The sequence below is a fragment of the Pseudovibrio japonicus genome (genome assembly GCF_014651595.1).
In the GTDB taxonomy this organism is placed as follows: Bacteria; Pseudomonadota; Alphaproteobacteria; order Rhizobiales; family Stappiaceae; genus Pseudovibrio; species Pseudovibrio japonicus.
Genome location: NZ_BMXE01000001.1, coordinates 304,033 through 328,153, shown reverse-complemented (window position 1 = coordinate 328,153; position 24,121 = coordinate 304,033). Strand labels below are relative to the sequence as shown.

Below are 24,121 nucleotides of genomic sequence, written 5' to 3'. Positions count from 1 at the left end.
ACGACCATTCAAATGAATTGTCAGTACAAGATATTGCACCGCGCTTTCGGCAGTGTTGATGTGCCAGATGAAGGACGCGATATAAGAGCAAACGCTGTGGTGGTCATGCGTCCCGCCGCAGCCCCGCCGTCCTACGAGATCCTCTACGGTCCTGTAAAGTTCTCACAACTGGCAGCAGGGATGTTCTCCGGCATGACACCTCATGGCGAGATCCGCGTGCGCCTCTCGGGCGTGTACGGTGCAAAGCGCCCGGCAATCGAACCAAACCAGCCCTATCTGCTCCTGCTCGGAGCAAGCGGCCGTAACGCACGCATAGATAGTTTCAAAACCCCATAGAGCGAACAACAAAAAAGCGGAGCACTGGCCCCGCTTTTTGCGTCTCAAATGAGGCGCCTTATCAGGCGTCGCTCTCGGTCTTCTCAGCTTGCTTCACAGCAAAGCTTGTGAGGTGATCCATCATCTCAATGGTTGCAGCCTCGGCTCTTTCTGTATCGTTATTGGCCACCGCTTCAGCAAGCTTGTGGTGGCGAATAGCAGAGTCTTCCAGCTTCTCCGCACCGCGGAACGCACTCCACGCACGGCGGCTCATGGTCTGCAGCGGAGCAACAGCGCGTGCCGTGAACGGGTTACGGGACACTGCACAAAGCACTTCATCAAAGACCTTATCTGCACGTAGATAGCCCTTCACATCCCCTGCACGGGCCTGTGCGAGGATTTCTTCGGCACACTCATGCAGCGCTGCTCGTTCTTCAGGTGTTGCACGCTGGACTGCAGAAGCAACAAGCAGCTGCTCCAGCGGCTTTCTGGTTTCCAGCACCAGAACATACTCAGAGGTCTCAATCTCGGAGACGAACAGGCCCTTGCGCGGGCGAATAACGATCAGCCCTTCAGTTGAAAGGCGTTTGATCGCCTCGCGCACAGGGGTCCGGCCAATGCCGGTCCGTTCGCACAGGTCGCCTTCCGTCAGCGCCATACCAGGCGCAAGGTCAAGATTGACAATTAACTCTTCAATCAGACGATAAGCCTTATCAGCAAGGCTCTCCTTTTTATGGGTCGCCAGAATCTGCTCAATAGCCATTGGGTTTCTTTCTCATCCAGGCTTTTTTGTTCCCAGGTGCTGCACAGAACGTACAGCAGTGGCAGCCCTTATAGGCGGCGGAACAGAAAATTGTATTCTTCACTCTCTTACCGTTGAGTGATCCACGAAAAAAGGGCCTGCGTCAAAGCAACAGCAGACCTGTCTTCCATTTAATATCAGGTTTCCCCTTACCTGAGTATACCTATCTTTGCTGATGCTCAGCAGTCAATAGGCTCCTCTTATAACAGGAGATCACCTTCACGCTCAGTAATGCGGAGGTTTCTGGTTTGCCGGTGCTTGGTCAACCAGCTCCTGAATATCCATCAGGTGGTCCTTCATCTGGCCCAAAGTCGAAACCAGCCGGTCAATTACCTGCGCCTGATTGGATACCACATCATTGAGCGTTTCGATCGTTTCATGCTGGTGTGCCACATGCACCTCCAGATCATCGACCCGCTCTTCAAGACTTTTACTCATATCTCATCCTGCTAGGGCTTCGTGGAGGCAGGGGTCGTCCAAATCCTCAAAATTGTCAAGTAGAGGGGAGGCCACCACGCAATTAAACTTCAAAATTGCCCGCTATTCTGAAGTTCTCTAACCCATTTCGCCGGGTTATCCCGCACTTTTTCTCGAAGCGCGTTCGATAGTTTGCAATATTATCTATCTGGCTAGTTGCAATTCCACAGAATTTCTGATGGTTATCCTATAGGTAAAGTTTAGGTATGAAACGAAACTTCGTAAGCCTGCTGACAGTTTAGTGATGCCGTTTGGTTAAACCGGCAAAGCTTTACGATGACATAAGGTAACGTCAGTTAGATTTTCTCAAAAGGGGGATGCATGTCTGAAGAAAGAGAAGAAACGCTAAACCCTCTCGAGGAAGCGGAAAGAGCATCTGGTCGTGCTGATCAGGAGCTGTTTGGAATTGGTGACCTGGCTGAGGAGTTCGAGATCTCCACTCGGTCCATTCGCTTTTACGAAAGCAAGGGGCTGATCTCACCACAACGCGTCAACGGCGTACGCATCTATAACCGCAAGGACAGAGCGCGTCTCGCCCTGATCCTGCGCGGCAAGGCAATCGGATCTTCGCTCTCCGAAATCAAGCACTTTCTCGACCTCTATGGTCAACACGGGGAAGGGCACCGCCAGCAATTGGAATACCTCGCCTCCCGCACCGGAGAAGTCCTCACGGAACTGAGTGCCAGAAAAGAGGCTCTGGAGGTTACCATCTCTGAGATCCAGGCCATTCATAATGAATGCATGGCCAAGCTCTCTGAAGGCTAAGGCCTCTTCTAACTCCTTTCCTCACTATCTGAAGTAATTGAGCTATCCGGCATGCATCAGCGTGCCGGACCCCTCGCACCGGCTCGACTTCCATGCGCTACTTATAAAACTAAATTAAATATTTACAGGTGCTGAGAAGTACAACTCTGCCGCCCAATAAGAAATTATCTGTAATTTTTGGTCAGTAACAAGAAATAAAACACCCTTAAAGCACAGGGTTAGGTAGTCACACCGATTAGACACTGCTTCTGAAATTTTTAATTATTTCGGAAGCTAGAAACGAAACTTAATGCATTAAATTTGGCTCTGAAGGAATTAATCGCACGTCACTGTGCGATCTCGTTGATTTTGGTTCGAGCTTTAAGTGAGATGTCCCTTCGTGGACCTACGTGAAAACCGCAAGAATCAACCAGAAGGATGTGCTTGCTAGTGTTAATGCATGGCATGCCTTCGCGTTGAGAAAACGGAGCGCTGGTTGCCTGCTATTGCTCGCGGCTCGTACCACGAAAATCTCTGAGAAAAGCTTCAGCAATGAGCAGTAGTGAAGAACAATCAAACAAACAACAAAAACGGAATGAGAATGCCAATGTCCTTGAAGAAAAGCCTCCTGTTTGGCACAAGCCTTTTCGCAGCTGCAGTTGTCGCTGGTCCTGTTATGGCAAAAACACTGGTGTATTGTTCTGAAGGCTCTCCTGAGGGCTTCACGCCGTCTCTCTACACCACAGGAACCACTTTTGATGCCAGTTCTATCCCAGTTTACAACAGGCTGGTAGAATTTGTGCCAGGAACGACTGACATTGTTCCGGCACTGGCCGAAAGCTGGGAGGTTTCTGAGGATGGTAAGGAATACACCTTCCATCTTCGTCAGGGTGTGAAGTTTCACACCACAAGCTGGTTTACACCAACCCGTGACTTTAATGCGGATGACGTGATCTTCTCTTTCGACCGACAGGGCAATCCACAAAATCCATACCATAATGTGTCAGGTGGTACTTATGAGTACTACAACGCGATGGATCTTCCGACCCTGATCGACAGCATTGAGAAAATCGATGATTATACGGTCAAGTTTATCCTGACCCGACCCGAGTCACCGATGATTGCAAACCTTGCCATGGACTTTGCATCGATTCAGTCTGCAGAATACGCAGATGCGATGATGAACAACAAGAATGCTTTCGATCAACAACCAGTTGGCACCGGTCCGTTCCAGCTAGTTGCGTATCGCAGAGATGCTCAGATCCGCTACACAGCGAACCCGGACTATTGGGACGGTAAAGCGCCAATTGACAACCTTATCTTTGCAATCACGCCGGACGCATCCGTGCGCTATCAGAAGCTAGTGGCCGGGGAATGTCATGTTATGGCTTTCCCAAATCCGGCTGATCTGGAAGAAATGTCTAGGGATCCCAACATTACCCTCCTGCAGCAGGAAGGATTGAATGTTGGCTACATGGCTTACAACACCACGCAAACTCCCTTTGATAATCCGAAAGTGCGTACAGCGCTCAATATGGCGATTAACAAGCAGGCGATCATAGATGCTGTGTTCCAGGGTGAGGGCCAGGTCGCCAAAAACCCGATTCCGCCGACCATGTGGTCCTATAACAACGAAGTTGTAGATGATCCCTACGACCCTGATGCAGCAAGAACGATGCTGGAAGAGGAAGGCGTTACCAATCTGAGTATGAAGATTTGGGCAATGCCTGTTCAGCGTCCATACAACCCGAATGCCCGTCGTATGGCAGAAATTATACAGGCTGACTTCGCAAGAGTTGGCGTAGATGTGGATATTATCACCTACGAGTGGGGAGAGTACCTACAGCGTTCTTCAGACCCCAACCGTGACGGTGCTGCGCTGTTCGGTTGGACTGGTGATAACGGTGATCCGGACAATTTCCTTGGAGTTCTGTTATCATGTGAAGGTGTGGGCGGCGCAAACCGTGCCCAGTGGTGCAATGAAGAGTTTGATAACCTGATAGAACAGGCAAGACAATCATCTGACGTAGATGAGCGTACTAGGCTTTATGAGGAAGCTCAGGTAATTTTCAAACGTGAGGCCCCTTGGGCAACTATCGCGCATTCTATTGTTTCTGAGCCGATAAGTGTTCGTGTTGAAAACTATAAGATTGATCCACTTGGTAAACATAACTTCTATGGTGTAGATCTTAACTAGAAAAAATTTTCCGCTGGACATTGTGTATCCCGGCGATGTATTCGCCGGGATACTTTTTTTGGAAAGTCTTCCATACCGCAGGGGGGGGCCCTGCGGACGAACAATCCTCTGATTGGTGTGACTGAAGTATGCTTCGTCTCATATTAAAAAAACTGGGGTTGCTGATCCCGACCTTTATCGGGGTTACGCTAACCTCGTTTTTCTTCATTCGCCTGCTGCCAGGCGATCCTATTTTGCTCTTGGCTGGTGAACGTGGCGTCAGCCCTGAGCGTTATAACGAACTGATGATTCAGTTCGGTTATAACGACCCAATTTGGCAACAGTATCTCACGTATTTAGGCAATCTGTTTCAAGGTGACCTCGGTGCATCCATCGTCACCAAGCAGCCGGTACTTCAAGAGTTTATGACACTGTTCCCGGCAACCGTAGAGCTTGGTGTCTGTGCTATGCTCTTTGCGGTGATTGTAGGTCTGCCTGCTGGAATCATTGCAGCAGTTAAACGCGGTAAGACGCTGGACCACACTGTGATGACAACAGCGCTGGCTGGTTATTCCATGCCGATCTTCTGGTGGGGGCTGCTGCTGATCATCTTATTCTCCGGTATGTTGGGGTGGACACCGGTGTCTGGTCGTATTTCGTTCATGTACTGGATTGAGCCTGTCACGGGCTTCATGCTGATCGATACGTTGCTCTCAGATGAGCCGGGTGCATTTGGCTCTGCTGTTAGCCACTTGATTCTCCCGACCATCGTTCTTGGCACGATTCCATTGGCTGTGATTGCACGTCAGACACGCTCTGCCATGCTGGAAGTTCTGGACGAAGATTATGTGCGTACCGCACGTGCAAAAGGTCTCTCCAACTTCCGCGTGATTGGCATTCATGCTCTGCGCAACGCACTTATTCCCGTTATCACCATCATCGGTTTGCAGATCGGCGTTCTGTTCGCTGGCGCAATTCTGACAGAAAGCATCTTCTCCTGGCCAGGTGTCGGCAAATGGATGGTTGATAGTATTTTCCGCCGTGACTATCCGGTCGTACAGGGTGGCCTCTTGATGATCGCTGTAATCGTCATGATCGTGAACCTGATTGTGGACCTGATGTATGGTCTGATTAACCCGAAAATTCGGCATACGGAGTAAATCATGGCTGACGTGACACAAAATTCCGCGCCGGATACCCGGTTCGAGCTTATAGTTAACTTCTGGAGACATTTCCGCACCAACAGAGGAGCTGTTGCGGGTCTGATCTTCTTCATTGCACTGGTTATCATCGCTCTTGGCGCATGGTTCATTGCACCCCATTCCCCGATCGAGCAGTACCGCGATGCACTGCTTCTGCCACCAGCGTGGCAGGAAGGGGGAGACTGGTCCTACGTTCTTGGTACGGATGCAGTGGGCCGTGACTTGCTCTCCCGCCTGATCTACGGCAGTCAGTACTCGCTGTTCATTGGTGTAGTAGTTGTTTCCGTAGCGCTTGTGGTCGGCGTGTGCCTCGGTTTGGTGGCCGGTACGTTTGGTGGGTGGATTGATACCTTCATCATGCGTATCATGGACATCATTCTGGCATTCCCGTCCTTGCTGCTCGCTTTGGTGCTTGTTGCTATCCTCGGCCCATCTCTGCTTAACGCGATGATCGCAATTGCGGTCGTGCAGCAGCCTTACTACGTGCGCCTGACCCGCGCATCGGTGATGTCCGAAATGAGCCGCGAGTACGTAATGGCGGCTCGTGTGTCCGGTGTTCGCACGCTGCGCCTGATGTTCGTGACCGTGCTGCCAAACTGTATGGCTCCGCTGATCGTTCAGGCGGCTCTGTCCTTCTCCACAGCGATCCTTGATGCAGCAGCTCTGGGCTTCCTGGGTATGGGTGCACAGCCTCCGACGCCGGAGTGGGGCACGATGCTTGCTGAATCCCGCGAGTTCATCCTGCGCGCGCCATGGGTTGTGACCTTCCCGGGTCTTGCAATCCTGACCACTGTGCTGGCAATCAATCTGATCGGTGATGGTCTGCGTGACGCACTCGATCCAAAGCTGAAGAGGAGCTGATAATGGCCCTTCTTGAAATTGAAAACCTCACAGTTGAATTCGACACCGTTGATGGACGTTTTCGTGCTCTGGATGGTGTGAGTTATTCCATCGATGCTGGCGAAGTGCTGGCAGTCGTGGGTGAGAGTGGCTCCGGTAAATCCGTAGCAATGCTCGCAGTGATGGGCCTTCTGGCAAACAATGGGCACCTGTGGGCGGACAAGCTGGAGTTTGAAGGCTATGACCTTCTGACAATGTCCGCAAAACAGCGCCGGGATATCATTGGTAAAGACATTTCCATGATCTTCCAGGAGCCAATTGCGAGCTTGAACCCATGCTTCACTGTGGGCGCTCAGATTGATGAGACCCTGAAAGAGCACACGGAGATGAGCCGCGGTGAACGTAAAGCGCGCGCGATCGAACTGCTTGATTCTGTTGGGATGCCTGACTCTGCAAAGGCCTTGAAAAAGTACCCGCACCAGATGTCAGGTGGTCAGTGCCAGCGTGTGATGATCGCAATGGCGATTGCCTGTAAGCCAAAGCTGTTGATCGCGGACGAGCCAACCACAGCGCTCGACGTAACCATTCAGAAGCAGATCCTCGACCTGCTGCTGGATCTTCAGCACGAAAGCGGCATGGGCCTGATCATGATCACCCACGATATGGCTGTTGTGGCTGAAACCGCAGACCGTGTTGTTGTGCAGTACAAGGGCAAGAAGATGGAAGAGGCCGATGTCTTGTCTCTCTTCGAAAGCCCGCAGAACTCATACACAAAAGCCCTGCTGTCAGCGCTTCCTGAAAATGCGACAGGAGATCGTTTGCCGACGGTATCTGATTTCCACCTTGGTGATGGAGGTGCTGCATAATGGCTGACGATATTATCCTTGAAGCGCGCAATCTGGTGCGCGAATACCGGACAAAAGAAGGCCTGTTTGGCAAAGAGCACGTCAACCGTGCACTGAAGGGCATCAGCTTTAGTCTGGAACGTGGCAAGACCCTTGCCGTGGTTGGGGAATCAGGCTGCGGCAAGTCCACACTTGCCCGTATTCTGACCTTGATCGATCCGGCAACGGACGGCGAGCTCCTGATCGAAGGCAACCGGATCGACATCTCCAAGGAAAAGCTTTCCAGAGAGATGCGCTCCAAAGTGCAAATCGTGTTCCAGAACCCTTATGGATCTCTGAACCCGCGCCAGCGTATCGGTGACGTTCTCACTGAGCCGCTCATGATCAACACCGACATGCCACCAGCAGAACGTCGGGACAAAGCGATGGAAATGCTGGTCAAGGTTGGCCTTGGTCCTGAGCACTTCAATCGCTACCCGCACATGTTCTCGGGCGGTCAGCGCCAGCGTGTTGCCATTGGCCGGTCCTTGATGCTCAACCCGTCTCTGCTCATTCTTGATGAGCCGGTTTCAGCGTTGGACCTGTCCGTTCAGGCACAGATCCTCAATCTGCTCGCTGATTTGCAGGACGAGTTCAACCTGACTTACCTGTTCATCTCCCACGATCTGTCAGTGGTGCGTTATATCGCAGACAAGGTCATGGTGATGTATTTCGGTGAAGTGGTGGAATACGGAACGCGCGACGAAGTGTTTGGGAATCCTCAGCATGAGTACACCCAGACATTGTTTAACGCGACACCACGGGCAGATGTAGCACACATCAAAGCGCGTCTGGCTGCATCTCGCTAAGCTGATTTGACAGTTGAAAAAATGAAAGGGCGGTTCCCTTAAGGGAGCTGCCCTTTGTCGTTTCATTAACTATTTTCCCCAATCCATGCAATGTTGAAACAAATTCTTTGAAAAATTCGCAATTTAGAGGAGATTTTACCGAAAATTACGTATAAGGTATCCCCGTTTGTAGCTGTTGCGTAACAGGTGTGCTGGGGAGGACACAACGCAGCGGAGGGGGGGACCAATCTTGTGCTCTGTCCGCGCTATCTCTTCCTGACACGATCCTGACTACGGCCCCTCCCAAGGGAAGGGGTTCATAGGCTTGAGGTGAGTCTTTGGCACGTGCTGCAAAATCCTATGAGAAGAACTGCACTAAGCAGCTTCAACAAATGATCAAAAGCTCCGGCTTTTGCATTCACTTTAGGTGATTGGGGACACGAGAAATGAAAAAATCAATTCTTATGGGCAGTGTCATGGCTGCAACAATGGCATTTGCTGCACCAACCATGGCTAAAACGCTTGTGTACTGCTCAGAAGGTTCTCCTGAGGGCTTTACGCCAGCTCTTTACACAGCAGGCACAACATTTGACGCCTCTTCCCGCCAGATTTTCAACAAACTGGTTGAATTCGAGCGCGGCACAACAAAAATTGTTCCTGGCCTTGCTGAGAGCTGGGAAGTGTCCGAAGATGGCAAGGAATACACCTTCCACCTTCGCAAAGGCGTGAAATTCCACACCACAAAGAACTTCGCTCCTACGCGTGATTTCAACGCAGATGACGTGATCTTCTCGTTCGACCGTCAGGGCAACAAAGAAAATCCGTATTTCAGCGTTTCCGGCGGTAACTACGAATACTTCAACGCAATGTCCATGCCTGATCTCATCACAGAGATGGTGAAGGTTGACGACTACACAGTGAAGTTCGTTCTGTCCCGTCCTGAAGCTCCGATGATCGCAAACCTTGCGATGGACTTTGCTTCCATCCACTCTGCAGAATACGCAGATGCGATGATGGACAATAAGGACGCATTCGATCAGAATCCTGTAGGTACCGGCCCATTCCAGCTGGTTGGCTATCAGAAAGATGCGATGATCCGCTATAAAGCCAACCCGGACTACTGGGCAGGCAAGGCACCAATCGATAATCTGGTTTTCGCGATCACGCCTGATGCGTCTGTTCGCTATCAGAAGCTGAAAGCAGGCGAATGTCATGTAATGCCATTCCCGAATCCAGCAGACATTGAAGCAATGAAGGAAGATCCAGCGGTCAACCTCATGCAGCAGGAAGGTCTGAACGTTGGGTATCTGGCATACAACACCCAGCAGGCTCCGTATGATAACCCGAAAGTGCGTAAAGCGCTGAACATGGCTATCGACAAGCAGGCTATCCTTGGTGCGGTGTTCCAGGGCGCAGGTAAAGCTGCATCCAACCCGATCCCACCAACCATCTGGTCCTACAATGCTGACCTGCAGGACGATCCATATGATCCGGTTGCAGCAAAAGCAGCTCTGGAAGCAGAAGGCGTTAAAGATCTGAAGATGAAGATCTGGGCAATGCCTGTTCAGCGTCCATACAACCCGAACGCACGTCGTATGGCTGAAGTTATTCAGGGCGACTTTGCAAAGGTTGGCGTTGACGTTGAGATCGTTTCCTACGAGTGGGGTGAGTACCTGAAGCGCTCCAAGGAACTGGATCGCGATGGTGCTGTTCTTCTCGGCTGGACCGGTGATAATGGTGACCCGGACAACTTCCTCGCAGTTCTTCTCGGTTGTGACGGCGTTGGCGGTTCCAACCGCGCTCAGTGGTGTAACGCTGAGTTTGAAGACCTGATCCAGAAAGCGAAAGTAACAGCTGATGTTGCTGAGCGTACCAAGCTCTATGAGCAGGCACAGGTGGTCTTCAAGCGTGAAGCTCCATGGGCAACCATCGCTCACTCTGTTGTTTCTGAGCCAGTCTCTGTCAACGTAAAAGACTACAAGATCGACCCATTCGGCGGTCACATCTTCTACGGCGTTGACCTGAAGTAATTCGGGTTCAAACCTGAAATGAGAAAAGCCCCGGTCTCGTGCTGGGGCTTTTTTTATGGGGTGCGCACGGGTGCGTCCCAGTTTTGCCAAGAAACCGGTGGTTAGTTCCAATTGTCAGATGGATTGGCCAACAAAGCCTAAGGTAGCATCACGGCTATAAACCAAGAGCATGGGATGGGAGTGTAAGCAGATGGACAATTATCTAAAAGAGTTTCCGAACAAGGAAGGATATTTCGGAGAATATGGCGGTGCCTTTTTACCTCCAGAACTCGTACCTCAGTTTGAAGAGATCGCGAAAGCCTACGACAATATCTCCGGCGACGCTTCCTACATCAACGAGCTGCGCTACATCCGCAAACACTTTCAGGGGCGTCCAACCCCTGTCTCTCATGCCCGTAATCTGTCCAACCGGATCGGGTCTGGCGCCAACATCTACCTTAAGCGCGAAGACCTGAACCACTCAGGCGCCCACAAGCTCAACCACTGCATGGCAGAGGCGCTCCTTGCAAAGCACATGGGCAAAAAGAAGCTCATCGCCGAAACCGGGGCAGGGCAGCATGGTGTGGCGCTGGCAACCGCTGCAGCCTACTTCGAGCTTGAGTGCGAAATTCATATGGGCGAAGTGGATATCGAAAAAGAGCATCCTAATGTTGTCCGCATGCAGCTGCTGGGCGCAACGCTCGTTCCGGTAGGCTTTGGTGGTCGTACACTCAAAGAAGCCGTGGACTCTGCCTTCACCTCCTATCTGAAGCAGGCTGATGAGGCTCTGTTCGCAATTGGCTCTGTGGTTGGCCCACACCCGTTCCCGCGGATGGTGCGCGACTTCCAGCAGATCGTTGGAATCGAGGCCCGTGAGCAGTTCACCGAAATGACCGGCGGCCTGCCGGATCACGCAGTGGCGTGTGTCGGTGGAGGCTCCAACGCAATGGGTCTTTTCTCTGGCTTCATTCAGGACAAAGCCGTCAAGCTGCATGGTGTTGAGCCAATGGGTAAAGGACCGGAGCTTGGTCAGCACGCCGCAACAATGACCTTCGGGAAGCCCGGCATGCTCCACGGCTTCAAATGTCGCGTTCTGGAAGACGCTGACGGCAATCCGGCACCGGTGCACTCAATTGCATCTGGGCTAGATTATCCAGGCGTTGGTCCGGAGCACTCTTACCTGCATGATATCGGCAAGGTGCACTACACCTCAGCCACCGATGATGAAACCCTGCAGGCGTTCTGGGCTCTGTCCCGTTATGAGGGCATCATCCCTGCACTGGAAAGCTCCCACGCCGTTGCTTATGCCATGAAACTGGCCAAGGAATGTCCGGGAGAGACCATTCTGGTCAACCTGTCCGGGCGCGGAGATAAGGATCTGGATTATGTTGCCGATAACTTCGGTACAGGCGATGACCTGAAGATCTAATCATAAAAGGGAGCTTCGGCTCCCTTTTTCATGTCAGTATCAAAGCTGGGTCAGGTGTTCTTGCTACGGATCGCGACAAAAGAGGTGTAGGAAACGCCGCCGGCACCTGAAATAAAGGCTGCCACATCACGCGCTGGTCCGCCATACATGACCGTCTGAAACACGACAACGAAAAAGAAGAGCATCACTGATGCTGCAAAGGTTTTGCCAATAAACAAAAATATGCGGTTCATGAATGTGATCCCGATCTTTAAAGCCGCCCAAATTCAAGAGGCCCGCCCCCTAAAAGCAACGTTGCTCTTCAAAGACAGTTTGCCTCGACAAAGAGTTGCAGCAGCCGGTGCCAAAATACAAATGGTGCTGTCTCTTTGATGTCCCTCTGAGCCAATATGGGGTGGCAAGCTGATCGTGCAAGGAAATTGAGGGAAGAAAATAAAAAAGCCTCCGCGAATACTCGGGAGACTGAATGCCTTCTTAAGAAGGAATGGTGGGCGATGAGAGACTCGAACTCCCGACATCTTCGGTGTAAACGAAGCGCTCTACCAACTGAGCTAATCGCCCCCGCTAGGGTGGTACGCCGTGTGGCGTGAGGAGGTGTTTAGGGCCTTTGACGGGTTCCCGCAAGCCCCTGCCGAAACTTTTCCCAAAAGAATTGAAAATAAAATGAAGGAGGCACCCGACCGTAACCGAATGCCTCCCCGTAACCGTTATTTTTCAGTGGCTTGAGCACGGTGATAGCTTGTGTAAGGCATATCACCGGCTGCAGGAAATAGTTTGACCGAAGATTGGCGGGTCCCAAAGAACTTCGCAACGTAAAGCCTGTACCCGGTGAACAGAGCCAAAGAGCCGCTCAGGCCAATCAGGACCAGATCTGGCGTCTTGGAGCCAAGCACAGGCGCCATCAAACTGATGAACATTGGGCCTGCAACACTGCCTGCCGCCCAAATGAAAAGTAGGTAGGTAGACAATGCCACGCTGCTCTCCGGCCTGCGCTCAAAAGCATGAGCCACACAGATTGACTGCAGCGGGAAGGAGAGGCCTCCCAGAATGACCAGAATTAGGCCCAGCATGGTCAAAAGACGATAGTTATGTAGGAAACCGGAGTTCCAGCCAGTAAACGGATCTGCAATCCACAAGCTCACGACAATCACCGCAATCAGCGAGGATGAGCCGAGGATCAGCCATCTGCGGTCCATGCGGTCTGCAAGGGAGCCGAGCGGCCATTGGAACATCAGGCGGCCAATATAAAGCATGGCGATCAGAAGAGCCGTGGTACTGGCACCAACGCCCGCTTTTGAGAGTGAAAACGGTACAATCGTCAAAAGGCTGGTGATTATGGCCCCGGAGGCAAATGCACCAAGCACAGCAACCGGAGACCGTGTCCACAACTCTCTAAACTTGATGCGCTTGGACTCATAAGTGCGCGGCGGCACAGATCGGGTCAGACATAGCAGGACCACAGCTGCCAGCAATATGGCACTCAGAATTTCAAGCATCCGCAAAGGAACATCCGTGAAACGGGCAATGAAAATCTGCGAAAGAATTGCCATTGCACCAATAACAATGGAGTTCACCGCAAGAACCCGGCCCCGCACTTCATCTTTTACAGTCTCATTCAGCCACGCATCAGCAGTGGCAAACAGAATCGCAAATGCAGCCCCCATGAAGAACCGTAGGGTTGTCCAGAAGACGATACTTTCTGTGTTTTTGAATAATAATACCAGCAGAGCTGTCAAACCAGCTGCCCCGGCGAACGCCCGGATGTGTCCGATCCGGTTGATCATAGGCACACCGCGCATACACCCGGCCATAAAGCCAAGGGAATAAGCCCCCGCCACCAGACCGGCTTGTGAAGCAGATCCACCAAGACCGGCAATCTGAAGTGGCAAGCTTGTCAACAGTGCAGAGCTTGCCAATTGCGCAAGCGCACTCGCAAAAATGATTGCAAATAGCGAAATCAGTGATGCTCTAACCATGCAATTATAAACCCACGCCCTAAATGGCGCCATTTCCGTGTTGATTTAATCTTATGGAAAAAATGAGCTTTCCACGGCTACTTGTGTCGCAAGGGAATGTGACTGTATTGAGCGAAAATTTCTACCAAGACGTGATTTTATGATGAGGTTTGCATGGGCGAATTGAGGCGGCTTTGTGACCCTGTGAAAAAAAACTGCCGCCCGCTGAGGTCTCAGGGGCGGCAGAAGTTCTTATCAATATAGCAAAGAGTTAGGAAAGTGCGTTCTCTTTGCTCAACTCTTTGACCGCCCCTTCAAGCTGGCTGTAGTGAGAGATCACAACATCAGGGCCCAATTCGCGAACCGGTATCTCTGTGTACCCGAAGTCAACAGCAATCACCGGAAGGCCCGCATTGCGCGCCGCATTGATATCTGCCTTGGAATCGCCCACAAAAATAGAGCCTGCGCGAGAGCCGCCGGCCATGTCGATCGCACCGAATACCGGCATCGCATCCGGCTTGTTTTTGGAGAAGGTGTCGCCGCCCACAACAGCGTCGAAAAGACGCTCCATGTCCATGGCGCGTACCAGCGGTTTGGCTAGCTTCTCTAACTTATTCGTACAGATAGCAGTTTTCCAGCCAGCTTTGCGCAGCTTCGCAACTGTTTCCAGCGCCTGCGGAAACGGATGGCTGTGGTCCGCAATATGTGTTTCGTAGTAGCGAATAAACTTGGCCAACAGCGGTTCCAGAACTTCGTCTGTCACTTCAATCTTGTTCGCTTCAAGCCCACGGCTCATCAACACTTTTACGCCAGCACCGACCATTTTTCTTACCCGTTCAGGCTCAATGGCTTCAAAACCGGCTTCTACCAAGACATGATTCATCGACGCTGTGAGGTCTCCCATGGTCTCCAGGAGAGTGCCATCTAGGTCGAAGACCAGAACTGGTGTTGTCATATTTAGGCTCGTTTCTGTTGAGAAAATCCGCGCCACCCTAACGAAAATCGCACTTAAGTCAAATTCGAGCGATAACCTATAGCGCGTTGGGTCGATTGCTGCTTGGCGGGGAACACACCTCATGGTAATCAGCAGGAGTTATGTCAGAGTAGACCCAAGCACGATAACTGGGCAGAATTGCCCTTTCAGGTGATTGTTTCCCAACACGCTTCGGGTCCGGGGAAGAGAAATAAGTCAGATGGCAATGAGTTTGAAGGCGCAGGCCGCAGCTGCAGCACTCAAGGAAGTTAAGCCCGGTATGAAGCTGGGGATAGGTTCTGGATCAACCGTCAACGAAATGATCCGCCTTCTGGCCGAAATGGTGAAGGATGGCTTTGAGATCATTGGCGTACCAGCCTCATCCTACTCACAGGCTCTTTGTGATGAACTGGGCGTGCCATTGACCACACTGGATGAAACACCGGTGCTGGATCTGGTGATTGATGGGGCAGATGAGATTGATCCACAATTAAACCTCATCAAGGGCGGCGGAGCTGCACTTCTCCGCGAAAAAATTATTGCTGCTGCCTCTGGGCGTATGCTTGTCATTGCTGACGAAAGCAAAACTGTTGATACTCTTGGAAAGTTTCCGCTTCCCGTGGAGGTTGTTCCATTCGGGCTTGAGGCAACCCGGCAGATGATGCAAAACAGCTTCGACGCTGAGGGGCTGCAAGGCGAAATGATCCTGCGTCTGGCAGGCGATAAGCCGCTTGTAACCGACAACGGCAACTACATTCTTGATTGTCATCTGAAGGCAATCGCCGACCCGAAGTCACTGGCAAAACGCTTGGAGGTTATTCCAGGTGTCGTTGAGCACGGGTTGTTTATTGATATGGCGGTGCGGGCTTATGTCGCCGGTACTGATGAAATTCTTGTCTTGGAACCGAAAGCTGTCCCGACAGTCTCTTAAGACAGCTGATCAAATATGGGGGAGCCATTTTATGCTCACTAAGTTCAAGTCTGCAGCAATTGCAGGTGTGGCATCACTGGTTGTCGCTGGTACGCTGCTTTCCAGCCCGGTAATGGCTCAGGATACATCCATTTCTGAAAGTCACATCGAAGCTGCAAAAGCTGCTGTCCGTGCAACAAGGTCTATCGAGAACTTCGACAATATTCTTCCAGATGTTGCTGAACGGACCCGTACTTTGTTCATCCGCTCCAACCCGGCCATGAGCGCGGAGATTGACACCGCTGTAAATGAAGCTGCTGTTGAACTTATCGCACGCCGTAAGGAGCTGGACCGTGTGATTTACGAAGTATGGGCACGTCGCTTCTCCGAAGCAGAGCTCAATGAAATCTCGGCCTTCTACAACTCCGAAACAGGTCAGCATCTGGCGAATATGTCCGGTACACTTTCAGCACTGACCATCGGTGCCGCAAAGCAGTGGAGCGACGTCATCAGCACCGATATGGTTGCGATTTCGCGCAAGAAACTCGCAGAAGCAGGCGCTCAATAAGCGATCACGAAATCGCAAACCAAAATGAACAGTTAGATCAGATGCGCCCCTTGAAATTCGGGCGCATCTGGCCCAAGTCTGTGCCTAACTTTTATAAAATAAGACCTTAGGGCGTAACGAAGCGTCGCTGCATAAGGGTCTATTGCAAACAAAGGTGGGCTGTTATGACTAATTTCGACTACGATCTCTTCGTTATTGGGGCCGGTTCTGGCGGTGTACGCGCCGCGCGCATCGCTGCGACCCATGGTGCCCGTGTTGGTATTGCCGAAGAGTTTCGCTACGGCGGAACCTGCGTCATCCGCGGTTGTGTTCCCAAAAAACTCTTTGTCTATGCCTCCAAGTTCACAGAGGAATTTGCAAATGCTGATGGGTATGGCTGGAGCCTGAACGGCACGCCAACTTTTGATTTCGGCAAGCTTGTTGAGAACAAAGACAAGGAAATTACCCGTCTGGAAGGCATCTACCGCCGCAATCTCGACAACACCGGTGTGGAACTGCACGACAGCCGCGCTGTCATCGAAGGCCCAAACTCCGTTCGTCTGCTGTCCACCGGTCAGCTCATCACAGCTGAGCGTATTCTCGTAGCTGTTGGCGCCACACCAAACGTCGATGCTGGCATGATCGGTTGTGAGCACGCCATCACATCCAACGAAGCCTTCCATCTTTCCGAGTTGCCAAAACGCATCGTGGTTGTAGGTGGCGGTTACATTGCCGTTGAGTTTGCAGGCATTTTCAATGGAATGGGCTCTCAAACCACGCTGCTTTATCGCGGAGAAGAAATCCTTCGCGGTTTCGACATGGACCTGCGCACCAACCTCCATGAGCAGATGGAAGAAAAGGGCATCACGGTCAAAACCAAGTCCACCATCTCCTCCATCGTGAAGCATGAGGGCGGCCTGACGGTCACCACCCATGCAGGTGAAGTGATCGAAGCCGATCAGGTGCTGTACGCCATCGGTCGCCGTCCGAATACCGCCGGTCTTGGACTGGAAGAAGCAGGTGTTGAGCTCGATAAAGTAGGTGCCATTGTGGTTACCCCGCAAAGCCAGAGCTCTGTACCAAGCATCTTTGCTGTGGGTGACGTGACCAATCGCGCGAACCTGACACCGGTTGCGATCCGCGAAGGCCATGCGTTTGCTGACAGCACTTATGGCAAGAAGGAATGGCATGTGGATCACTCCTTGATCCCGACGGCTGTGTTCTCGCAGCCTGAGATTGGGACCGCAGGACTGACACAGGAAGAAGCTGAGGCGCGTTTCGACAACATTGATGTCTACACCTCCTCCTTCCGCCCGATGAAGAACACGCTCTCCGGAAAGCCGGGCAAAATGTTCCTCAAAATGCTGGTGAACGCGGACAATGACAAGATCCTTGGTGTTCACATCATGGGCCCGGACTCCGGTGAGCTGATCCAGATTATCGGTGTCACGCTGACAATGGGGGCAACCAAGGCGGATTATGACCGCACGATTGCCGTCCACCCAACGGCTGCTGAAGAGCTGGTGACAATGCGCGAACCATCCGAGCGGATCCGCAAGAATTAAATCTGAAACCATTTTCTTGAAAGAGCTGTCGGCACCCGCTGGCAGCTTTTTTCTTTGTGGTGTATAACCCTCGCCATCCCAAGAGTTTAATAGGAAGACCCGTGACTGATCTCTCCACCGACCAGATTTGCTACTTTGGCTATGGTTCACTCGTAAATGAAGAAACCTTGCCTGCTGGAACAACAGTTATTGCCGGGCAACTGAGTGGATGGAAACGGGAATGGCGCGCTTGCTCAAAAGGCAAAGCAGGTCATGATGGCTTTGCTGGAATGAGCAAGTGTGCACTGGGCGTACGGCGCGATGAGGACTCCGTGATCCGTGGCGCCATGGTGCTGGACACAAAAGCGAACCTGCCAGCTCTGGACAAACGCGAGTGGCACTATTCGCGAAAGTCATTGCAGGAGGACAGGTTCCTGCCGGACTGCGGCAGGCAGATGCCCTCAGATACCTTCCTCTATCAGGCGCAGGATCAGCATGCCTACTGGGGAGATGAAGAGCACCCGATCCTGCAAAGCTACGTGGATTGCGTCATGGCAGGCTTTCATCGGTTATGGGGGCAGGAGGGGCTGGAGCACTTCGTTGAAACTACCGATGGCTGGGACCGTGTACCAATACTAACCGACCGCGCAGAGCCGGTTTACCCGCGTGCAGTTGTTCTCTCCCAAACGCTTACTGCTACCATCGATGATCTGCTCAAATCAGTGAATGCTCAATATTTAACGCGCTGAAACAAGGTTCGTTTTGGCTGCCTGTGAAGGCATCATGTATCTTTGCACAAGTCTTCATCAGCGCATTGAAATTGCGGCTCGAAATATTTATCTAAATTTGTTGGGCAAGTTGGAATATAGTAGCGCCCCAGATGTGTGCTTTGATGGATTGTCATAGGAACCAAAAAAACTGAGGTGTCCTCAACCGACAACGATAAATCAACGTATACGTACCCCTAGTCAGATAAACAGGTGGCGTGTATAAGCCTTTCTGGGCGTTTGTCTGAAAATGAAAACGGCTCGAACGAATAAACGCTGCGATTGTAAGCGCATAGGGCGCGCTCGCAGCATCCCGTACTAATGGAGTTACAAAATGGCGGAGAAATGGACACCGGATTCCTGGCGGTCACAACCGATCGCGCAGGTACCGGACTATCCAGATAAGGAAGCATTGGCTGACGTTGAAAGTCGCCTCGCATCTTATCCGCCGCTCGTGTTTGCAGGTGAGGCGCGCAAGTTGAAAGCGCAGCTCGCTGATGTTGCCGAGGGGCGTGGATTCCTCTTGCAAGGTGGTGATTGTGCGGAGAGCTTTGCAGAGCATCACGCTGATCACATCCGCGACTTTTTTAGGGTCTTCCTGCAAATGGCTGTTGCGCTCACCTATGGTGCACAGCAACCAGTTGTAAAAGTTGGCCGTATCGCTGGTCAGTTCGCCAAGCCTCGTTCTTCCAATATCGAGAAGATCGACGGTGTTGAGCTGCCAAGCTACCGCGGTGACATCATCAACGGCATTGAGTTCTCTGAAAAGTCGCGTATTCCTGATCCTGAACGTCAGGCGAAGGCATACCGTCAGTCAGCAGCAACGCTCAATCTGATCCGCGCGTTCGCACAAGGTGGATTTGCTAATCTGGATCACGTGCATCAATGGATGCTCGGTTTCGTGAAAGACAGCCCGCAGGCGCACCGCTATCAGGAAATGGCAGATCGCATCTCTGACGCGCTCTCCTTCATGCGCGCATGCGGTATCGACCCGGATAACACACCGCAGCTGCGGTCCACCGAGTTCTTCACCAGCCACGAAGCACTGCTTTTGGGCTACGAACAGGCTATGACCCGCGTCGATTCGACCACTGGCGAATACTATGCAACATCCGGCCACATGCTCTGGATCGGTGACCGCACACGCCAGATCGATCACGCACACGTTGAGTTCTTCCGTGGCATCAAGAACCCGATCGGCCTCAAGTGTGGCCCATCTCTTGATCCTGAAGAGCTGATCAAGCTGATTGACGTTCTCAACCCAGAGAACGAACCAGGTCGTCTGACACTGATCACCCGCTTCGGCCACGACAAGGTGTTCCAGCACCTGCCGGCCATGATCCGTGCGGTTGAACGTGAAGGTAAGAAAGTGGTCTGGTCCTGTGATCCGATGCACGGCAACACCATCACCGCAAACGGTTATAAAACCCGCCCGTTTGAACGCATTCTGGGTGAAGTGGAAGCATTCTTCGCGGTTCATCGCGCTGAAGGCACACACGCAGGTGGCGTCCACGTCGAAATGACAGGCCGCAACGTGACTGAATGTACCGGTGGCGCGCGTGCACTGTCAGCAGATCAGCTTGGCGACCGTTACCACACCCATTGTGATCCACGTTTGAACGCGGATCAGGCTCTGGAACTTGCGTTTACAATCGCAGAGAATCTCAGAAAAGAATCTGACTCTCGCGTTGCAGTAAACGCATAATTCTATCTAGAGTATTCAAATTGAGAGTAGGGGTTGCACATTGTGCGACCCCTATTTTTTTGATAGAAACCCGTATGTGAAGCACACAGAAATTGTAACAGTGTGCTCCCGTTTTCAGGACCTCGATGTGTTTCTAGGGTTGGCGCCCTCAGGGAGAGTTTGTTGCTTCAGAGCGATTCATTGTTGTCTGGCTATTCCATCCTCATTGTGGATGACAACAACTTCATGCGTTCCATTCTGCGCACCATGGTCTCCGGCTTTGGCGTGCGCTCGATCTATGAGGCCGCCGATGGTGCCGACGCCATCGCAATCCTGCTCGACCGCAGACCGGACATCGTCCTGTGCGACTGGATCATGCGCCCAATCGACGGCAACGATTTCCTGCGCATCGTGCGGCAGGACGAAGATTCCGATATCGCCAAGACTCCCGTGATCGTCATCACCGCAGATGCCCGCCGGTCGGTGGTTGTTGCCGCCCGCAATGCCGGTGTGAACTATTTCCTCGCTAAGCCAATTGCCCCGGCAATCCTTTATGACCGCCTCAAGGCCATCGTCATGCAGGGTGATGAACCCATTCAGGCCAGAGACATGGCTCAGATACCAATGGGTACACGGCTGCAGCAACATCTGGATGTTATGGCAAAAGCAAAAGATTCCGGTGCAGTGAAGAAGAGATCTTCTGACTGAGACGGCGTCTGTGAATCCTTTCCTGCAAGGCGCCACTATGTGACAGACCGGCTTTTCTCGGGCGAAAAAACGCTGTACATGAGAAGCACAGAGATTCAAGCTCGAAACAATTGGGGCCACCCCTTTCACCCAGTGCGTATCCTCGACAAGCCATTTCGGTTCTCGGAGCAGGATGCGCATTCAAATTGATATTTAGAGCGTGGGGCGTAAATAGAAAATGAGCGCAATACGCACTAAAAGCCTTTGAAGTTTATATGATGATTAAAGACCAGTTCCGCCTGGCCGTTGTTCAGGCCAACCCTTGCCTTGGTGATATCTCCGGTAACGCTGAAAAAATCCGGCACCACAGAAAGCTGGCTGCCGAGCAAGGCGCTGATCTGGTCTTGTACTCCGAACTATTTCTGGCTGGCTATCCGCCAGAGGATCTGGTTTTGAAACCATCCTTTGTTGAGGCGTGCAAGCGTGAACTGGAAGCGCTGGCCAGCGAAACCGCAGATGGCGGTCCCGCACTCCTTGTTGGCCTGCCATGGGCAGAAGCCGGGAAACTCTACAACGCAGTTGCATTGCTCGATAACGGCAAAGTCGAAGGCGTGCGCTGCAAGGTCGACCTGCCAAACTACGGCGTCTTCGACGAAAAACGCGTCTTCGATGCAGGCCCAAATCCTGGCCCAATGGGTTTCCGCGGTGTGCGCATCGGCGTTCCGATCTGTGAAGATACCTGGACGGATGAAGTCTGCGAGTGTCTTGCAGAGACCGGTGCCGAGATCCTTATGGTACCAAACGCATCTCCTTATCACCGCGACAAGATGGACGAGCGCATGCAACTCATGCTCACCCGGGTTGTCGAAACCGGCCTGCCACTCGTTTATTGCAATCAGGTCGGCGGCCAGGATGAGCTTGTCTTTGATGGTGCCTCCTTCGTGCTCAATCATGACCGCTCACTGGCCATGCAGCTAGGGCAATTCATCGAGGATACCGAATACCTCGATTTCAAGAGGGACGCAGACGAAAACTGGTTTGCAAAGCCAACTCGCATCGCTCCAATGCCAGACACACAGGAAGCGGACTGGCTTGCTTGCGTCCTTGGCCTCAAAGACTATGTAAACAAAAACGGCTTCCCCGGCGTGGTTTTGGGCCTGTCCGGCGGTATTGACAGCGCCATCTGTGCTGCAATGGCCGTTGATGCGCTGGGTGCAGATCGTGTCCATTGCATCATGCTACCATACCGCTACACCTCCGAGGAAAGCATCAAGGACGCGAAAGCCTGCGCCGATGCTCTTGGCGTGCAGTACGACACCATTCCAATCGCCGAACCCGTTGAGGGCTTCCAGAAGACGCTGGCCGGTGTATTTGCAGGCACCGAAAGCGGTGTCACCGAGGAAAACCTCCAGTCCCGGTCCCGTGGTGTGATCCTGATGGCAGTCTCCAACAAGTTTGGCGCCATGGTCGTGACCACGGGCAACAAGTCAGAAATGTCAGTCGGCTATGCCACCCTCTACGGCGATATGAACGGCGGCTTCAACCCCATCAAGGACCTTTACAAAACCGAGGTCTACCGCCTGTCAGACTGGCGCAACAAACACCATCCGGCAGGTGTTACGGGCCCGGCAGGTGAGGTGATCCCCAACAACATCATCGTCAAAGCTCCTACTGCAGAGCTACGCGAAAACCAGACCGATCAGGACAGCTTGCCTGAATATGATGTTCTGGATGATATCCTCCACTGTCTGGTGGAGCAGGAGTTGAGCCTTGACGAAATCAAGAAGCGCGGCCACTCTGTAGAAACCATCCACCGAGTCGAAAACCTTCTTTACGTTGCGGAGTACAAACGTCGTCAGGCTGCGCCGGGCGTCAAGATCACACTTAAAAACTTCGGGCGTGATCGTCGCTACCCAATCACCAACCGTTTCCGGGATCGAACCTAGAGTGACGCGCGGCTTGAGATCTTACTTTAAGAACCAGCAAGCCGCACGCTGGACTTGATCTCTCGTGTTCAGGCAAGCACACCGCCTTGCCTGAATCGCTTTCTACACTTTTTAGGTTAAGTCTATGACTTTGTTTGATTTTATCCAGCGCAACCTGCGCTGGGTCGCGGGCGGGTTTCTGCTCGGCTTTGGCTCCAGCTTTGGCCAGACGTTCTTCATTGCACAATTTTCCTCCCAGATCCGCGAGACCTATAACCTCTCTCATGGTGACTTCGGCTCCATTTATATGTTTGCCACGCTGGCAAGTGCCGCCACGCTGATCTATCTGGGCAGAGTGGTCGATTATTATCGCCCCGTAGTCGTCGGCTGCGCTGCAATAGTCATTCTTGCCGGTTTCAGTTTCTTAATGAGCTGGCATAACTCCCTTATATTACTGGCTATTTGCCTCTACGGTTTGCGCTTGTTCGGGCAGGGGATGCTGCCGCATACCTCTCTCACTGCCATGTCCCGCTGGTTCCATGGCTCACGCGGCAAAGCTTTGAGCCTCGCCTCATTTGGCAACATGGCTGGCGAAGCACTGCTTCCACTGGCAGCTGTTTCCCTGATGGCCGTGTTGTCATGGCGAGACCTGTGGTCCGCAGCAGGCATCACGCTTCTTGTGTGTTTTCTTCCTCTGGCCTACCTGACACTCAGGAAAGACCGCACGCCCGAAAATCCGCTTGAATCGTCTCGATCAAAAGGCCCTGCAGTTAGCTGGACCATAAAGCAGGTCATGGCCGACTGGCGCTTCTGGGTGGTCATGGTCGCAGTGCTTGCTGTCCCGTTCCTTGTCACTGGCCTTATGTTCCATCAGGTCCATTTCATGGAAGCCAAGGGCTGGGAGCGCACCGTCCTTCCGTCCTATCTGCCACTCTATGCAGCTGCTGGTGCTGTGTTTTCCATGCTTGCCGGTATGCTGATTGACCGCTTCTCCGCAGTCTCCTTACTCCCGCTCTCGGTTGTGCCTCTGGGCGTTAGCGTGCTTGTGTTCGCCTTTGCCGGTGAGGAGTATTTCGTGCCGGTTGCGTTCGCCATCCTTGCCATGACCGTTGGGTCCTGGGGCGCTATTGCCTCCGCTGTCATGGCAGAGCTGTATGGAACGGCCCATCTGGGCTCCATTCGTGCCGTCTTCTCCGCCATGATGGTGTTCGCCTCCGCACTGGCTCCCGGCCTCATGGGCGTCCTGTTGGATCACGGCATTGATCTGGACACCCAGTTTGCCTTCTCCAGCGTCTATTGCTTTGGCCTTGGCTTGGTTTTGCTTGCCGTAAAGCCGCAATTGATGCTGGTGCGCTCTCCGGCCTGACACTAACAAGAGCCGTTAGGTCAAAACAAAACCCGAGATATTCCGTAGGTATTCCAGATTGGCTGGTTGACCCGTACCTGCCAACGCGATACCCGAG

General features: G+C 52.4%; 22 protein-coding genes and 1 tRNA gene. 17 read left to right on the top strand and 6 right to left on the bottom strand.

The genetic code is table 11. The features are described from left to right. Window positions 1-12 precede the first annotated feature (12 nt). Window positions 13-336: a hypothetical protein gene (locus tag IE076_RS01350; RefSeq protein WP_209008746.1), complete on the top strand. Its 324-nt coding sequence runs from the start codon at window positions 13-15 to the stop codon at window positions 334-336. A gap of 61 nt (window positions 337-397) precedes the next feature. Here IE076_RS01350 and IE076_RS01345 read toward each other — a convergent pair whose 3' ends face one another. Then, the gene (locus IE076_RS01345) at window positions 398-1,078 is read right to left on the bottom strand and encodes a GntR family transcriptional regulator (protein WP_189434682.1); all 681 of its coding nucleotides are present in this window, start codon (window positions 1,076-1,078) and stop codon (window positions 398-400) included. Window positions 1,079-1,342: 264 nt separating this feature from the next. Continuing rightward, window positions 1,343-1,555, bottom strand: coding sequence for a SlyX family protein (locus tag IE076_RS01340; protein ID WP_189434681.1), 213 nt, complete (start codon window positions 1,553-1,555; stop codon window positions 1,343-1,345). A 360-nt stretch (window positions 1,556-1,915) separates the two neighbouring features. Here IE076_RS01340 and IE076_RS01335 point away from each other — a divergent pair, with 360 nt between their 5' ends. The 8 genes from IE076_RS01335 (at window position 1,916) to trpB (ending at window position 11,666) form a co-directional block, all read left to right on the top strand. Further along, window positions 1,916-2,359, top strand: coding sequence for a MerR family transcriptional regulator (locus IE076_RS01335; RefSeq protein ID WP_189434679.1), 444 nt, complete (start codon window positions 1,916-1,918; stop codon window positions 2,357-2,359). A gap of 586 nt (window positions 2,360-2,945) precedes the next feature. After that, window positions 2,946-4,535: an ABC transporter substrate-binding protein gene (locus IE076_RS01330; RefSeq protein WP_280514283.1), complete on the top strand. Its 1,590-nt coding sequence runs from the start codon at window positions 2,946-2,948 to the stop codon at window positions 4,533-4,535. Between the two features lie 128 nt (window positions 4,536-4,663). Further along, a complete protein-coding gene (locus IE076_RS01325) occupies window positions 4,664-5,674 on the top strand; it encodes an ABC transporter permease subunit (RefSeq protein ID WP_189434674.1) in 1,011 nt (336 codons plus the stop codon). Window positions 5,675-5,677: 3 nt separating this feature from the next. Then, window positions 5,678-6,577, top strand: a complete 900-nt coding sequence (locus tag IE076_RS01320) for an ABC transporter permease subunit (RefSeq protein ID WP_189434672.1) — start codon at window positions 5,678-5,680, stop codon at window positions 6,575-6,577. Window positions 6,578-6,579: 2 nt separating this feature from the next. Then, a complete protein-coding gene (locus tag IE076_RS01315; protein ID WP_189434670.1) occupies window positions 6,580-7,422 on the top strand; it encodes an ABC transporter ATP-binding protein in 843 nt (280 codons plus the stop codon). Further along, the gene (locus IE076_RS01310) at window positions 7,422-8,249 is read left to right on the top strand and encodes a dipeptide ABC transporter ATP-binding protein (RefSeq protein WP_189434669.1); all 828 of its coding nucleotides are present in this window, start codon (window positions 7,422-7,424) and stop codon (window positions 8,247-8,249) included. Before IE076_RS01315 ends, IE076_RS01310 begins: the two co-directional genes overlap by 1 nt. 425 nt (window positions 8,250-8,674) lie before the next feature. Then, window positions 8,675-10,258, top strand: a complete 1,584-nt coding sequence (locus IE076_RS01305) for an ABC transporter substrate-binding protein (protein WP_189434667.1) — start codon at window positions 8,675-8,677, stop codon at window positions 10,256-10,258. 190 nt (window positions 10,259-10,448) lie between these two features. After that, complete coding sequence (trpB, locus tag IE076_RS01300) at window positions 10,449-11,666, top strand: tryptophan synthase subunit beta (RefSeq protein WP_189434665.1); 1,218 nt, start codon at window positions 10,449-10,451, stop codon at window positions 11,664-11,666. Window positions 11,667-11,716: 50 nt separating this feature from the next. Here the strand turns inward: trpB and IE076_RS01295 are convergent, their stop codons facing one another. The 4 genes from IE076_RS01295 to IE076_RS01280 form a co-directional block, all read right to left on the bottom strand. After that, on the bottom strand, window positions 11,717-11,899 hold the full coding sequence (locus IE076_RS01295; protein ID WP_189434664.1) for a hypothetical protein: 183 nt from the start codon (window positions 11,897-11,899) through the stop codon (window positions 11,717-11,719). Between the two features lie 252 nt (window positions 11,900-12,151). Continuing rightward, window positions 12,152-12,227 (bottom strand) — tRNA-Val (locus IE076_RS01290). A gap of 146 nt (window positions 12,228-12,373) precedes the next feature. Further along, window positions 12,374-13,642 (bottom strand): MFS transporter, encoded by a 1,269-nt coding sequence (locus IE076_RS01285; RefSeq protein WP_189434662.1) that lies wholly within the window; start codon window positions 13,640-13,642, stop codon window positions 12,374-12,376. Window positions 13,643-13,892: 250 nt separating this feature from the next. Beyond that, window positions 13,893-14,576 (bottom strand): HAD family hydrolase, encoded by a 684-nt coding sequence (locus IE076_RS01280; protein WP_189434660.1) that lies wholly within the window; start codon window positions 14,574-14,576, stop codon window positions 13,893-13,895. Between the two features lie 238 nt (window positions 14,577-14,814). On the opposite strand from IE076_RS01280, the gene rpiA reads away from it, so the two are divergent. The 8 genes from rpiA (at window position 14,815) to IE076_RS01240 (ending at window position 24,024) form a co-directional block, all read left to right on the top strand. Continuing rightward, window positions 14,815-15,525, top strand: coding sequence for a ribose-5-phosphate isomerase RpiA (gene rpiA / locus IE076_RS01275; protein ID WP_189434658.1), 711 nt, complete (start codon window positions 14,815-14,817; stop codon window positions 15,523-15,525). A 31-nt stretch (window positions 15,526-15,556) separates the two neighbouring features. Further along, window positions 15,557-16,072 carry a DUF2059 domain-containing protein gene (locus tag IE076_RS01270; RefSeq protein ID WP_189434657.1) on the top strand — a complete coding sequence of 172 codons (516 nt, stop codon included), beginning with the start codon at window positions 15,557-15,559 and terminating at the stop codon, window positions 16,070-16,072. A gap of 164 nt (window positions 16,073-16,236) precedes the next feature. Continuing rightward, a complete protein-coding gene (gene gor / locus IE076_RS01265) occupies window positions 16,237-17,616 on the top strand; it encodes a glutathione-disulfide reductase (RefSeq protein WP_189434655.1) in 1,380 nt (459 codons plus the stop codon). Between the two features lie 101 nt (window positions 17,617-17,717). Continuing rightward, window positions 17,718-18,344 (top strand): gamma-glutamylcyclotransferase family protein, encoded by a 627-nt coding sequence (locus IE076_RS01260; RefSeq protein ID WP_189434654.1) that lies wholly within the window; start codon window positions 17,718-17,720, stop codon window positions 18,342-18,344. 352 nt (window positions 18,345-18,696) lie between these two features. Continuing rightward, complete coding sequence (locus IE076_RS01255; RefSeq protein WP_189434652.1) at window positions 18,697-20,067, top strand: class II 3-deoxy-7-phosphoheptulonate synthase; 1,371 nt, start codon at window positions 18,697-18,699, stop codon at window positions 20,065-20,067. Between the two features lie 162 nt (window positions 20,068-20,229). Beyond that, entirely contained in the window at window positions 20,230-20,754 is a 525-nt protein-coding gene (locus IE076_RS01250) for a response regulator (RefSeq protein ID WP_209008745.1), read from the top strand. Window positions 20,755-21,011: 257 nt separating this feature from the next. Continuing rightward, window positions 21,012-22,679, top strand: a complete 1,668-nt coding sequence (locus IE076_RS01245; RefSeq protein WP_189435566.1) for an NAD+ synthase — start codon at window positions 21,012-21,014, stop codon at window positions 22,677-22,679. A 124-nt stretch (window positions 22,680-22,803) separates the two neighbouring features. Beyond that, the gene (locus IE076_RS01240; protein ID WP_189434650.1) at window positions 22,804-24,024 is read left to right on the top strand and encodes an MFS transporter; all 1,221 of its coding nucleotides are present in this window, start codon (window positions 22,804-22,806) and stop codon (window positions 24,022-24,024) included. Window positions 24,025-24,121 lie beyond the last annotated feature (97 nt).